The sequence below is a fragment of the Longinema margulisiae genome (genome assembly GCF_025266855.1).
In the GTDB taxonomy this organism is placed as follows: domain Bacteria; phylum Spirochaetota; class Brevinematia; order Brevinematales; family Thermospiraceae; genus Thermospira.
Genome location: NZ_CP053071.1, coordinates 688006 through 701185, shown reverse-complemented (window position 1 = coordinate 701185; position 13180 = coordinate 688006). Strand labels below are relative to the sequence as shown.

The window sequence follows — 13180 nt, the reverse complement described above, 5'->3', positions numbered from 1 at the left end:
ATTGTAGGGCAAAAAGACAAAAATGTCCAGAGGGAAAAGGGGAGAAAATACTCCCTGTTTTCAAGAGAAACCCCGAGAAAGAAGAGCCTTCTTTCTCGGGGTGAGGTGGGGAAGTTTTCTTAAAGAGTTTTCAGGCGGTTTTGAAGATGCTGGAGAGAACAATCTCCCAGCGGAAGTTTTTCTCCACATGGTCGGCGGCCTTTTGTCGGATAAATTTCCACTGAGGGCTTTTTCTGGAATGGATGAGGTGTTCGATCTTTTCTATCCATTTTTCTGGTTCGTGGATAGAGAGAGCAAAGCCGGTTTCTCCTGGGAGGATAATCTGCTGGGGACCACCTTCAGTCGTGACTAAGGCTGGTACTCCACAGGCCTGGGCCTCCAGCACCACCATCCCAAAGGTATCGGTGGTACTGGGGAAAACAAAGATATCAGCCGCTGAGTAGATATGGGGGAGGCTTTCCCTTCTGATTTTGCCGAGGAAATAGATACGCCTGTGGTGTTTTGTTCTCTGGCGGAGTTCTTTGAGGTAGGGACCATCACCGGCAAAGATGAGGTTGAGGTTTTCATATTTGTCGGCAAGATGATCATAGAGATCGACAAGAAAATCGACGTTTTTGTCCTTGGAGATACGGCCTGCATAGAGGAGATTGATGCCTTCTGGAATGCCAAAAGAGGCATGGAAGATATCTCTCACATCAGGCATGTACCGAAAGATTCCTGTGTTGATTCCTTTGGGAAGGAAGCGGAGCTTTTCAGGGGCGATACCGCGATCGACTAAGATGCGATAGTACTCATCACTCTGGAACCGCACTTCATTGGCGCTGTTATAAAACCAGAGTTCATATTGTTTGAGAAGCGAGATAATCCCTTCATCTTCGATGATTTTTTCAGCTTCCCGGACAAAATCCGTATGATAGATGGAAGTAATGGGAAGATCCATGAGTTTTGCTATGAGAATGCCCAAAAGCCCTATAGGTCCTGGTGTGGAGATAAATATCTCATCGGGATTTTCGGCGGTGAGTCGTTCAATAGCCCGGAGAAGAGAGGGGAGCTTCAGGGTATAATGATCATAAAAGGGAAGAGGAAAGGCGTGGAAAGCATCGAGAAAAATAGTATTGGGAGGGATGGACTCATCCCATTCATGATCCAGAAGGGAGGTCACGAGTTTGAGAGGCATCTGCTGACGGGAGGCTATCCAGCCGAGTTCCTTGAGGGTTGCCGAGACACCGTTGAGATCGTTGAGCGTGTCGGTGAACCAGAGGATTTTCTTTGGTTTTTCCGGGAGTTGAATCCCAAGGTTTTGCCGAAGGTTAGCCAAAATCTGACGGTTACTATAGAGGTGTTTGGCACTGGAGAGAAAGGGAGCGGTGAGAAAGAGCCCTGTCATAGAGGAGGTGATGTTTTTGAGAAGCCCTGTGATGTCCCCTTGCTGGAGATTTTTTTCAAGGGATCGGGCAAGACGACCAAAGAACTCATCGCTTATCTCGGTGATTTTATCGTAGAGAAAGTCAAGTTTTTTCTCTATTTCTTCATTTTCCATCTCTTTGAGGCCAACGATGGTTTTGTCAAGAAGGGTGCGAATGGTATCGGTCTTTTTTCGACGATTGAAGAGAATCATGAGCCGTTCTTTCAGGGTATGTTTTCGAGGGCGAAAGATCTGGTCTGAAAGGGTCATGAGAAAGCTTTTGGATTTCTGCGAGGAGAGTTTCATTTCTCCCAAATAGTCATAGGCAATCTTGTAGATGGAATACACCAGTCCCTTGTAGTCATTTTGTCTTCCATGGGCGGAGGTTTGCCGGTTTCGGAGAGCAAGGAGAAATTCAGAGATGGTGGAAGCATCGGCTTCTGTATAGGTTTTTCCTAAGAAAAGTCCACCGTGATCATCGGAACCACCGGTGAAACCCTTGAGCCATGGTTCTTTTCCAGCGGCCTTGATGCCGTGTTTCTTCTCGAGTTTTTCAATGTGTTCCGGAGTGAGCCTTCGGAGAATTTCCATCCACTGGGTATTGAAGTGCTTGAGACGTGCCCCATTGATGCCTTCAAAAACATTGAAAAGCAGGATAAACTTCTCTAAATGTTCGGCTGTGAGTTTGCCGTTCACCGCATAGGTGGCGTGAGCAAGGGAATGGGGAATATTCTCCTCAAGAAGATAATCCCGAAGGTGATAGATATTGGTACGAAGGGACTGGATTCTCTCGAACTGAGGGCGTGTGATACCATAAATCAAAAGGTGTGCCTTGCAACCGTCTTCGGGAAAGTACACCGTGGATTCCACACTGATAAAACAATCGTTGGGGTAGCGTTCGACGAGAAGTTCAGCCCCATCGATTCGGTTATGGTCGGTGATGGTGACAAAATCCATCCCCTGTCTTTTCATCGCTTCGTAAAGGACAAAAGGATCTGTATAGGATTCTTTTGCCCCGATTTTATTGAGAAACCATATGGAAGGGTGTTCCGAATATCGTGAGTGAACATGAAGGTCTACCTTTGCCATATCTGCCTCCTTGTGTTGCTAATATAGTGTACAAGAGAAAAATGAAAATTTGATGAAAATAATGTGAAAAAACGGTGAATTTTGAAGATGAGAGGAGGCTATCGGGCGTTACCCTGGAGAAAACCCATGGGGGTACGTCCCCATGGGTTTAGTTGGTGATCCTGTTGGTACCTTTCAGAAGACGGATCTGTTCTTCATAATAGAGAATTCGGCGGGAAAGTTCTTCTATGTCTTTTTGAGAGAGGCGTTCGCTATTCCGGTAAATGGCAAGCCACAGGGTGTATTCTCTTGTGAGGTCATCGATCAGTTTTGAGATGGTCTGTATTTCTCTGATCTTAGCCGTGATATGGGGAGGATAGGTCTGGAGGGTAATGTTGGTGAGGGTGATGGTGTTTGTCATCACGAGAGTATTGGTGATGACAATTGGAGACGGCTGAGCGGGAGTAGGTATAATGGGGGCATTGGTTATTTCATTGGAGGGTGATGTTTCGGGAATGGCAATGTTGGTTTTTACAATGAGGGATTCGGCCTCCCGATAGTTGATGAAAAAGTTCTTGGTAGCGGAAAAGGTATTGGTGAAGTTGCCGGCTACAGCGGTGATGGTGATTTTGACGGGGTAGTTTCCTGCAATGGAGCCTGTCCGCTGGAGGTTCCAGAAGGCCTTGCGTTTTTCTTCGGGGGTTACCTTGAGGTAGGTGATGGTATTGGAATCCCCCTCCGCGAGGGTAAACCCCTTGGGGGGAGTGAGGGTGAGGGAGAGACTGTCCAAGGGGATTTTCCCTGTGTAGGTGATTTCAGAGGAGATAGGGATAGGGGGGGCTTTGACTTCTTCAGGGAGGATAAGGGAAAGAGAGAGATCGTTGGTGGAAAAACTTTCTTCGCTATGGATGCCGTACAGAGAGGTGATGAGAAGACTCTGCTCAGGAGCTAACGTGATAGGGTCATAGTAGAGAGCCACCGCTCCGCTGTATTGAGAGGACGGCTGGAGGGATTGGGAGGTATTGAGTGGCACATCCCAGAGATTGTCGTAGAGTTTATTCCAGCTGGCAAAAATGACCCTTGATGGGGTGGTGATCTCCAGCCCTTTGAGGCTTCCTCTCACCTTGAGAGAGCCGTCCCTCGAGGAGGTATACCAGTATTCAGGAATGCTTTCCTGGTAGAAGCTGGTTTCTTTGGTGATACGTCCTCTGCCGGGAATGTCAAAAGAAGCCACACCGCTTTCCTTGAGGTAGATATCGAGAAGAAGCCTGAGTCCTACCGAGGCGTTTTTTTTCGTGGTGTTGACCAGTTTGTAGGAAATACGTACCTGATTGGATGTACCGGTAACGGGGTTTGGAGCAAGCGAAAGGGTTTGTTCGATGGTGATACCACGCACTGACCAGATGGTACTGATTCCATTGGAAGTTATCTTAGGTCGCTGTTCATAATGGCCCTTTTCTGAACCAAAGAGGATGTTTTCGTTGTTGATCCTGATGGTCGCGATGGTGGTGGGGGGAAGTTTATTGTACAGGAGGTAGGCATTGTTGTCCTGTGGGTTATCCGGATCACCTTCAAGGGTTTTGATATAGAAGGCTGCTTGATTTTCATCATGGTAGATGGCAAGGTAGGTATTGGAGAGCACAAGAAGCCCCCAGAACGAAGAGGGGAGAAGAGCAAGAAACCAGAGGTGTTTCATAAGCCCTCCTTGGCGAGAAGTGTTTTGAGTTCGTCGATCTTTTCTTTCTTGAGGTCTAAAAGCTGGTTCTGGAGATCCAGGAGTTTCGCTAAAAGCCGAAGGTATTTAGCCTGGTCTGCCCGGATAGTGTTGATATCAGAACTTCCGGTGGTGGTTTTGAGGGAATTTTCTATCGTCTGAAGGGACTGACGGGTGTGATAGGCATACACAGAAGAAGGGAATCGACTCAGAAGTTCCCGGTAGAGTCCCATCGCCCGGTAATACTCTCCCTTGGCGGCAAAGGCCCGTCCTAACCAGTAGAGAGCGCCATCCTCATTGGCATCATGGGAGGCGTAGCGGTTGATATAATCTGAGAGAAGGGCTATGCCGGCGTCGTTATCCCCTGAGAGAATGGAGAGACGGGCTATGTTGTAAAGGGCACGGGAATACACAGGGGTATCACTGTATGATTCCAGCACCTTTCTGTAGTAGCTCTGAGCGGTCTGGTAGGATTGGGAAACAAGAGCGATATCTCCTAAGTAATTGTAGGCTTTGGCCTGGTATTCTCGTGGCGTGGAGGGATCCTGGATAACCTTTTGGAGCAGGTTCTGGGCTTCGGTGTAGTTTTGTTTGGCAATGGCGTCCATGGCCTGAAGGTAGGTTCTGGACGGTTCCTGAGCCCACAGAAGAAGAGCAGGAAAAAAGAGAAGCAAAAACTTTTTATTTTTCATGGGAGGTTCTCCTGAGATAGTGGACTATCGCCTGAAGCCCTAAATCATACGAAAAATCACCAAATCCGGTGATAACGCCGATAGCTTTGTCGGCAAGATAGGAGTGGTGACGAAACGATTCTCTGGCATAGACATTGGAGAGATGGATTTCCACAAAAGGGGTTCCTACAGCGAGTAAAGCATCTCTTATAGCAATGGAGGTATGGGTATAGGCACCGGCATTGATGAGAATACCACTGGCTTTCTGCCCTTCGTGGTGGATGAAAGAGATAATCTCTCCTTCACTATTTGACTGGAAGGCAAGAAGTTTATAGCCTTCGGCTCTGGCTTTTTCTGTGATGCGGTCCACAATGGTCTGGAGGGTGGTTGTCCCATACTTGTCTGGTTCACGAGTGCCGAGCATGTTGAGATTTGGGCCATTGAGGAGAAGTATGGTCTTCATGACTACCTCACTTTTTATAGGAATAGAGTGTGGTGATATTGCTTGATACGGTTATGGTGAGACTTTCAGTGTGAGAAGAGAAGGGGATAAGGTGAGCCACATCCTGATAGATGAGAAGCTTTTGCCATTCTTTCTCATCAAAGTCCACCGCGATGATGAAGTTTTCGTTGTCTGGTTTTGGGAGAAGATAAAGGTAGAGGGCTTCGGCTGGTAAATGGTGTTTGAGAACGATGACAAGGACCTTTCCATAGGCAAACCAGTACCAGTTTTTCTCTTCTCCAAGGGGGGTGTGTTCTATCGTGGTACGAAAGGTCGGACAGAGGATAGAATGATGGACAAGAAGACTGTTTGACTGATAAAATTGTTTGAATTCATCTTCCGAGGGTATAGACTCAGAAACAAGAACGGTAAAATCAGGATACGAGGGTTCTGTCCATCGAGCGTGGAGCTGTATGACAGCAAACGATATAGGCTTTGTTTTCGTGACTGGGGAGGTGATAATAGTGGTGATATAGTTTGAAGGAAAGTTTTGAGGAAGAAAGGTATAGGTCGCTTCTTCTTCCACGTCTTCAAAAAGAACCTGGTGGGTTCTGGTAATAGCCGGTCTTTCTAAATACCAGTCGATATTTCCCGTCATGGTAAAGGTAAGGGAGGTTTTTTCCGGGGAGGGTGTCTGGTAGGTGATGGCCAAGGTACGGAAAAAACCATCTACGGGGGTAACAATAGGACCAAAAAGTGAAGGAAGTGGGGAAGGGGGAAGAGAAAGGGGTTCAGTACGGGTAGTTTTTTGACAGCCGAGGAGGAGCCCGATCGCAAAGAAAAAAAAGAGGCTTCTTTTGTGCATACATTAACAAGTATCGGCAGAAATAGCCAAGGGTTGAATGGAAGGGGGCGAGTCATCGCTATATCGATGTTTCAGCAAGAGGGCTGTTTTGCTGAAACAGGGTGATAGCCACGGTTTGAGACCCTTGCATGGGTGTTTTCTTCCCCTGTTTGGGTCAGGGGCTTCGCCCCTGAAACCCCGTTTTTTCTGTTTACAAGGGTTTATTTGTCTTTTTTATCCAAAAAATAGGCTTGTTTATTATGGAAAGGAACATTGTTATACTACTTTTTGTTTTTTTATTACTTTCTTGAGACCTTTGCACATTCGTGCAAAGGTCTCGGTTTTTTGTTCAAGAGCTATTTGCTATGAAAAGAGAGAGAGGGAATAAAGAGAGGGGCCACCGCCTTGAAGAAGAAAAGCTGGGTCTCATCCCATTGTCTTTCGGGATTGTGGGTGTCATGAACCCCGAGGACTCCCCAGAGGCTGTTATGAAACCACAGGGGGAGAAAAAGGATGGAACCGAGCCCTGTTTTTTCAAAGAGCTTTTTTTCGTAGGCATTGAAGGGGGTGTTTTCGGTGAACACAAGGTAATGTTGTTTGAGAAGAATACCCATCCAGTCCTGAGAAAAAAGATGACTCTCTAAGGGAGGAACAGGAGGGGCATCAGGGGAGTGGCTCCAGAGGTAGATAGGATCAAGCTTCTGGTCATGATCGAGCCAGCGATAGACAAAAAGCCGCTGAATGTCCATGAAAGCGGCAATCTTCTGGCACACAAGAGGAAGGGCCTGATGGTTTTCTCCCAAGATCTGAAGAATCTCTTCCATCAACTGGAGGCTGGTCTGTTGTTTATAGAGAAGGTGCATGTGATTCATTCGTTCGGTGATATCATTGAGGATGAAGAGGTACTGTTCATCTCGTGAGGTTTTGACAAGGTTGGCACTGAGTTCGACACTATGAGGATTTCCCAAATGGTCAATGAGAACGAAAATATGATTTTTGATTTTGATGTGCTGGGTGAGACCCTCAAATTCTTGATTACGTTTCCAACAGGAGACCTGAAAGAGAGAGAAAAGGATAAAGAAGTTACCCCTGGCTCAAAAGATTTTTGTCAACTGTAGTATACAGGGAACATTTTAGATAAACAAGTTTTTTCTGGGGAAAGTACCCTTTTTAGGCCATAAAACAGGGCAATAAGTACGTACCATCCCTATGTTTTATATCACATCCTGCCAGTAGACACCATCGATAGCCTCATCACGATTATAGTAGTAATGCAAACGCACAGCAAGAACATTGGTTGCCCCTTCTCTTTTCCATACCCCTACATCCATTCTCTGGTTTATGGTTCGCATCACCCGTTCTGCCCTTGAGGTTGTTCCTGGCAAACCATCTTCACTGTCACAGGCGAACATGTCTTTTTGAGCACGAAGAAGATAATAAAAACAATGTTTGCGCCCTTTTTCGTGAAATAAGTCAAGAAGATTCTGAATATGCTGTCTGCGCTCGCTTTGATAACCAAGTCTTGTTTGCCAGTCATTTTTGTACCCCAAGAAACAGGCTTTCCCTGTTTCAGCGACAATATTTGTCCACTCAGAAGAACGATATCTCACTCTATCAAGACGAAGAAAATACTTCAATTGATAACTTACATGCCACAAACATCGTTGAAAAACGATACCGGGATGTTTGCCCTGGTTAATCCCTGTATCTCCATCGACAACAAGAAAAAACCGAGAAAAAGAGTGTTTTTCTTGAATGGGCTTAAGAAGTTTGTCCCAACCTGCATGGTAATTATCCACAAGAAGGCCTGCTATTCTTGTATTTTTTCCTGTCAATGGGGAGGCTTGTTGCCTCTCCTGCAAAAGAATTTTAGCTTCTTCTCCTTTTTTCTTGCCCTGAACAGGAATACCCGTCCCATCGGCTTCTCCACAGGGTTTTTCTTTTTCTGAGATACTGAAATGTATCTTTCTCCCAATATTTTGAAGGTTTTTCCAGAGGGTGCTAAGACCTATTTTATACCCTGTGAAGGAAAGAATACGAGCGGCCACTCGATAGGTGGTAAGAGCCCCGGCTAAAGCCACTCTGTAGATATCTTTCAGGATTTGCCTTTTTCGCTTTTCTACACCAAGAAGAGATCTTGTGAGAAAAAGTTTTCTTCCACACTTTTTGCATTGAATTTGGAGCTGAGGAAGAGTGATCTTTCCAAAGGGCATCAGAACAAAAACAGTGTTTTTTCCATGCTTTGTTTTCCATATGAAGTGATGTTTTTCTCCGCATGTACAGGTGATACGACCTTCTTTTATTTCTTTTTCTGCCACTTCTACAGAAATCTGATGAACAAATGACTCAAACACTCCTTTGATGGCCTGGAGAAAAACCACCACTAACGTCTCAAGTTTTGTGTCAGGGTAGTCGATAGTCAAAGTGAAGGTGAATTCTTTACGCATGGGTTCCTCCTTGTGTCCTATTATCGGCCAGGGAGGAACTTTTTTTTGCTTTTCCTCATCTTCCCACTGCAGGTCTCCTGAAAAAAACGTTACCAAATTCTTTTTTGAGATGGGTTTCATCGTCGGCACGGAAAAGACTCCAGAAAGGTTTGTTTTTCACCTGTTTGGTGTCATAACCTGTGAGGCGAAGAAACTCTTCGTTGGTACGGGTTATTTTGCCTTCTTTGTTGGTAAAAAAGATAGGGTTGGGGGAGGCTTCAAGAAATTCTTTCATGAGTTCGTTTTCAGCGAGGAGGTTTTGTTCTCTCGTTTTGTAATGGCTGACATTGGTGATAATGAGCACAAAACCGTTATTGCTGAGGAAGCCATCTCGGGTGAGAATAGGGGATATTTTGTATTCAATGGGAATTTCTATCCCCTGGGTATTGATGAGAAGTCGATCTTTTTGATAAAGGGAGGTGATACCACGACTTTCCATAAGGGCAAAGGGATTTTCTACCTGATTGTCAAGGGGGTTACGGATGAAAACAATCTCATGAAGGGGTCGGCCGATGGCTTCTGATTGACGGGTACCAATGTAGGTTTCCGCGATTGGGTTCAGGGAGGTGATAATCCCCTTCATATCAATGGTGATAACGGCCTCTCCAATACTTCTGAGGGTGGTTTCAAGCCATTCCTGTTTGGATTTGATCTGACGGTCGAGTTCTTTTCTTTCGTTAATGTTAATGGAAAATCCTGCTATCCCAATGATTTCGTCGCGTGTATTGATGATAGGGATTTTGTAGGTTTCGTACCAGAGTTCACTATTGTTTTTGACGAAACGGTCTTCTTTGTGAATTTTGGCACGGGAGTAGATGACGCACTGATCTTCGTTTTGAGAGGCCTGAGCATACTCCTGAGAAAAGAGATCAAAATCCGTTCTTCCAATCACTTCTTCTCGCTGGAAACCGTGCAGTCGCAGGAAGTTCTCATTGACCTCGCAATAGTGGCCGTGGATGTCTTTGACCCACAGGAGAAGCGGTATATTGTGCAGCACAGATTGCCAGATGGCACTCTGGTAAACAGATTCTTCCGTGGGATTGATGTTTTTGATGAGGACGAGATAGAGGGGGTTGGGGTTTGCCTGGCCCGGAATGAGGTAACCATGGATATCCCCGTAGAAGATTTCCCCATTTTGCCTGAGGAAACTCACCCCTTCCATGAGAACTGTGGCCCCCTGACAGGATTTTTTTTGGAGGGAGGGTTCGGCAAAAAGGTCGAAAAAACATCGGTGGGTGAGATCTTTGTGATGAATGTAACCATAGATAGAAAGAGCCGCATCGTTTGCTTTCAGGATCCGATAGGTATGGCACTCAATGAGAAGGGCCGGATCTGAAAGATTGGAGAGAAGAGAGAGCAGTGTCTCATCAAGAGGAAGTGAAGGATTTTTAGCCATGCGGTTTCCTTGATTTTTGGTTTTATCATTATACCACAGGAAGGGAAAAAGTCAAGAGTTTAGGGTTCCATTCTCGCAACTCAATAGAAATGTCGTCATATTTATCTCAATAGAAATGTCGTCTTTTGGGGAGGTGTGGAGGGGACTTTATGCCCTGTGGAGCTTATTTCATAATACTCCAGTTCCACACTCTCCTTGTAAATATGGACAGAACCATCTAATCATGTTTTGATGGTTACCCTGTCCCCCGGTTTCAAGGCTATACTTTTTTGTCTTGGAAGCTGAAAATACCTCGTCTTATGTTTCACCACATAGTCTCTTGATATCTTTCTCTTCACAGAAAAACATACCATATCCTTGAGGTTTTGCCCTTCCAGAAGGGGAACATGATGGTCTTCCTCTGAGAGAGGTTCTTTGTTGTATTTGGCATTGTGTCTGTCCCAGTACTCCTCTACCAGATACCTATTCGCTTCTTCTATCGTCTTTATTCCCTTATGCTTGAGAAGTTTAATAAGCCTGTCTTGATGAACTCCATTGGAGCGTTCAATTCGCCCTTTCGCTTGCGGTGAGTTGGCAAAAATGAGTTCAATTCCCAATTCTTTACACACTTTTCCAAATTCCGTAAGCGCTTCTTCCCCTTCAAACTCTTCTTCTATGGTTTTTTGTCGCCTGGTGTAATAAACACTTCTCCTGTCAGTATATATCGACTCTGGAATGCCATAGCGTGATATCCATCCATAAAGGCATTGCAGCGACAATTCCGTGGTTTCTCCTGTCGCAAATAGACCAAAGGTTTTGCCCGTCGCATCGTCTACCATGCTCGTAAGACAATATTTGTTTCCATCCCCAAACCAATCATGAATACTTCCATCCATCTGAATCATTTCCCCAAAAGAAGCCTTTCTCGGCCTTCGTAGACGGTGCTTCGGGGTCTTTTTCCGTCTTTCCCACAATCCCTCTTCACGAAGCCATCTATAGAGCGTCTGAGGGCATATTTTGGCCCCCGTTTCCCTTGCGATCTCTTCCGCTGCTAACACCGCACCCCACCCTTGATAGTTTTTCCTGTAAAGTTCAAGAGCTAATTCCCTGATTTCGTCCTTGTTGTTATTCCCACGGCGTCCTAAAAGCCCATGATTTAACCCTTCATCACCTTTTTCAAGGTATTTCTTGTAAATCCTCTGAACCTGTCTCACGCTCAGCCCAAGTTTCTCCGCACCCTTTCTCTGGGTGATTTTCTTCGTCCTGATCATTTCCATCACCTTCGCTCTTTCCATCGCCTTTTTCGTCATACGTATCACCTCTTTCATGGTAACCCCTTTCTTCGTGGTTACCCTTATTTTAAAAAGGCGACATTTCTATTGCGATAGAACACGTCATTTTAAATGAGTTTTAACAGAGTTTAGGGTTCCATAAGTGTGAGAAATGGGGGGGTGTATTTTGCTGAGAATGAAAAAACAAAAAAAGGGGCCGTCCAGTGGACAGCCCCGGAGAATTTACATGGTGAGGATCTTTTTGGCCGCTTCGTCCTGAACGTCAGTGATGAAACGGATGCCGGTTTCTCTCTCCGTTTCACGATTGGCCGAAGCGATGTCATCTCGAGAGATTTCGCTGACGTCGAACTTTCTTGCCCCGGCAAGGAGCTGCTGAAGTCCTGCGGCCAGTTTGTCAGCGAGAGTCCAGACGGCAATAGCCCCAAGAGGAATGTTTTTCATCTCGGAGGCACCGACCTTCTTCTGAACATCGTAGTAGCCAGCAAAGATTTCTTCTGGCTTGCTACCAATCTCGGTGACTGTCTTGGGAAGGCTATCCCAGTTCCCATTGAGGCGCTGGCGGCTCGAGGGATCAAGCACACCCTGGATATTGGCGCCCAAAAAGCCGGGGATCATGAGGGCTCTTCCCATACAAACGAGCTTGGTGAAGGGAGCGCCGAGAGCGAGGGCCTTGAAGATATGATCTTCACGGGCAAGCCCACCTGCAAAAGCCATATCAACGACCTTTTTGCCGCGAGCGGCGAGAAGAGAAGCGTACTCGTAGGCCTTGGCATGGAGAAGGATAGAAGGCACACCCCAGGTTTCCATCATATTCCAGGGGCTCATGCCTGTTCCACCACCGGAACCGTCAATCGTGAGAAGGTCCAGTTTGGCATCTGTAGCAAAGCGAATAGCCATGGCAAGGGCTTCCATACCATAGGAACCAGTTTTGAGGGTAATTCGTTTGAAACCGAGTTTTCTGAGATGTTTCACCCCTTTCATAAATTCCTTGTAAACCGCTTCAGGGGTGCTGAGGTTGGTGTATCCCAATCGGCTATGGCGTGCAAAGGCTTTGATGGCCCCATGCTTGAAGGCTTCCTGGACCTCTGGTTTGGTAGGATCAGGATCTACCACGTAGCCGCGGTTTTTGAGGAAGATGGCGTAGTCTAAATCGGTGACCTGGATTTCCCCACCGATGTCTTTGGCTCCCTGGCCCCACTTGAGTTCAATGATCACCTTGTCGCCATACTTTTCAATCACGTATTCGGCTACCCCATTGCGGGTATCTTCTACGTTCATCTGAACGAGGATAGCTCCATACCCATCGTAGTACCTGAGATAGGTATCAATACGGCGGTCCAGTTCAGGAGCCTTTTTGATTTTTCCGTTTTCGATGACAGCCTGTTTGTCAATACCCACCACGTTTTCTCCTACCACAATGGGAAATCCAACGAGTGCGGCTCCAATAGCAAAGGAATCCCAGTAACGGGCAGCGACAAAGGTCGAACCAAGGGCTCCGGTCATGATGGGAATTCTTACCTTGGTTTTCATCGTGGCCCCAAAGGCGGTTTCAATTTTCACATTGGGGAAGATACAATCATCAGGAGAATTGGAAAGCCCTTTGGGTATCCCGTGGGAACCATAGTTATACCCCTGGATACGAAGGGCGTTGTAGTTGACCCCAAGGTGAGTGGTATTGGCACTTCCTGCGGTTACATAACCGAAGTCACGGGGGTAGAGGAGTTTTCTTCCTCTCATACTGGCGAGCCAGGTTTCACACTTCCCCTGACAATCCGCACGGCAGAGGGTACAGAGTCCCGACTCAGCGGGGGTTCCCCGGTTTACTGTTCCGAGGACATCGTTGGTCTTTGGCCATTCAATCATGGTAGCCTCCTTATGGATTT

At 46.3% G+C, this 13180-nt stretch carries 11 protein-coding genes; 1 reads left to right on the top strand and 10 read right to left on the bottom strand.

Going from position 1 to position 13180, the window contains the following annotated elements:
• Positions 1 to 130 precede the first annotated feature (130 nt).
• The 6 genes from BREVNS_RS03190 to BREVNS_RS03165 form a co-directional block, all read right to left on the bottom strand.
• Positions 131 to 2494 carry a glycosyltransferase gene (locus BREVNS_RS03190; RefSeq protein WP_483427608.1) on the bottom strand — a complete coding sequence of 788 codons (2364 nt, stop codon included), beginning with the start codon at positions 2492 to 2494 and terminating at the stop codon, positions 131 to 133.
• Between the two features lie 148 nt (positions 2495 to 2642).
• Positions 2643 to 4169 (bottom strand): hypothetical protein, encoded by a 1527-nt coding sequence (locus BREVNS_RS03185; protein ID WP_483427607.1) that lies wholly within the window; start codon positions 4167 to 4169, stop codon positions 2643 to 2645.
• Positions 4166 to 4879 carry a tetratricopeptide repeat protein gene (locus BREVNS_RS03180; protein ID WP_483427606.1) on the bottom strand — a complete coding sequence of 238 codons (714 nt, stop codon included), beginning with the start codon at positions 4877 to 4879 and terminating at the stop codon, positions 4166 to 4168. Before BREVNS_RS03180 ends, BREVNS_RS03185 begins: the two co-directional genes overlap by 4 nt.
• Positions 4869 to 5321: a type II 3-dehydroquinate dehydratase gene (gene aroQ, locus BREVNS_RS03175; protein WP_483427605.1), complete on the bottom strand. Its 453-nt coding sequence runs from the start codon at positions 5319 to 5321 to the stop codon at positions 4869 to 4871. The genes BREVNS_RS03180 and aroQ overlap by 11 nt, the downstream gene beginning before the upstream one ends.
• A gap of 7 nt (positions 5322 to 5328) precedes the next feature.
• Positions 5329 to 6165: a hypothetical protein gene (locus BREVNS_RS03170; RefSeq protein ID WP_483427604.1), complete on the bottom strand. Its 837-nt coding sequence runs from the start codon at positions 6163 to 6165 to the stop codon at positions 5329 to 5331.
• Positions 6166 to 6500: 335 nt separating this feature from the next.
• Entirely contained in the window at positions 6501 to 7112 is a 612-nt protein-coding gene (locus BREVNS_RS03165) for a GAF domain-containing protein (protein ID WP_483427603.1), read from the bottom strand.
• A gap of 21 nt (positions 7113 to 7133) precedes the next feature.
• Here BREVNS_RS03165 and BREVNS_RS03160 point away from each other — a divergent pair, with 21 nt between their 5' ends.
• Positions 7134 to 7262 (top strand): hypothetical protein, encoded by a 129-nt coding sequence (locus tag BREVNS_RS03160; RefSeq protein ID WP_483427602.1) that lies wholly within the window; start codon positions 7134 to 7136, stop codon positions 7260 to 7262.
• 96 nt (positions 7263 to 7358) lie between these two features.
• Here the strand turns inward: BREVNS_RS03160 and BREVNS_RS03155 are convergent, their stop codons facing one another.
• The 4 genes from BREVNS_RS03155 to BREVNS_RS03140 form a co-directional block, all read right to left on the bottom strand.
• Positions 7359 to 8591 carry a hypothetical protein gene (locus BREVNS_RS03155; RefSeq protein ID WP_483426076.1) on the bottom strand — a complete coding sequence of 411 codons (1233 nt, stop codon included), beginning with the start codon at positions 8589 to 8591 and terminating at the stop codon, positions 7359 to 7361.
• 55 nt (positions 8592 to 8646) lie between these two features.
• A complete protein-coding gene (locus BREVNS_RS03150; protein WP_483427601.1) occupies positions 8647 to 10026 on the bottom strand; it encodes a PAS domain S-box protein in 1380 nt (459 codons plus the stop codon).
• Positions 10027 to 10247: 221 nt separating this feature from the next.
• Positions 10248 to 11333: an ISNCY family transposase gene (locus BREVNS_RS03145; protein ID WP_483427600.1), complete on the bottom strand. Its 1086-nt coding sequence runs from the start codon at positions 11331 to 11333 to the stop codon at positions 10248 to 10250.
• Positions 11334 to 11519: 186 nt separating this feature from the next.
• Positions 11520 to 13160, bottom strand: a complete 1641-nt coding sequence (locus BREVNS_RS03140; protein WP_483427599.1) for a glutamate synthase-related protein — start codon at positions 13158 to 13160, stop codon at positions 11520 to 11522.
• Between the last annotated feature and the right edge of the window lie 20 nt (positions 13161 to 13180).

Coding starts and splice junctions, on each gene's coding strand:
- BREVNS_RS03190 (WP_483427608.1), bottom strand. CDS start 2,494: ATGGCAAAGGTAGACCTTCATGTTCACTCACGATATTCGGAACACCCT.
- BREVNS_RS03185 (WP_483427607.1), bottom strand. CDS start 4,169: ATGAAACACCTCTGGTTTCTTGCTCTTCTCCCCTCTTCGTTCTGGGGG.
- BREVNS_RS03180 (WP_483427606.1), bottom strand. CDS start 4,879: ATGAAAAATAAAAAGTTTTTGCTTCTCTTTTTTCCTGCTCTTCTTCTG.
- aroQ (WP_483427605.1), bottom strand. CDS start 5,321: ATGAAGACCATACTTCTCCTCAATGGCCCAAATCTCAACATGCTCGGC.
- BREVNS_RS03170 (WP_483427604.1), bottom strand. CDS start 6,165: ATGCACAAAAGAAGCCTCTTTTTTTTCTTTGCGATCGGGCTCCTCCTC.
- BREVNS_RS03160 (WP_483427602.1), top strand. CDS start 7,134: ATGATTTTTGATTTTGATGTGCTGGGTGAGACCCTCAAATTCTTGATT.
- BREVNS_RS03155 (WP_483426076.1), bottom strand. CDS start 8,591: ATGCGTAAAGAATTCACCTTCACTTTGACTATCGACTACCCTGACACA.
- BREVNS_RS03150 (WP_483427601.1), bottom strand. CDS start 10,026: ATGGCTAAAAATCCTTCACTTCCTCTTGATGAGACACTGCTCTCTCTT.
- BREVNS_RS03145 (WP_483427600.1), bottom strand. CDS start 11,333: ATGAAAGAGGTGATACGTATGACGAAAAAGGCGATGGAAAGAGCGAAG.
- BREVNS_RS03140 (WP_483427599.1), bottom strand. CDS start 13,160: ATGATTGAATGGCCAAAGACCAACGATGTCCTCGGAACAGTAAACCGG.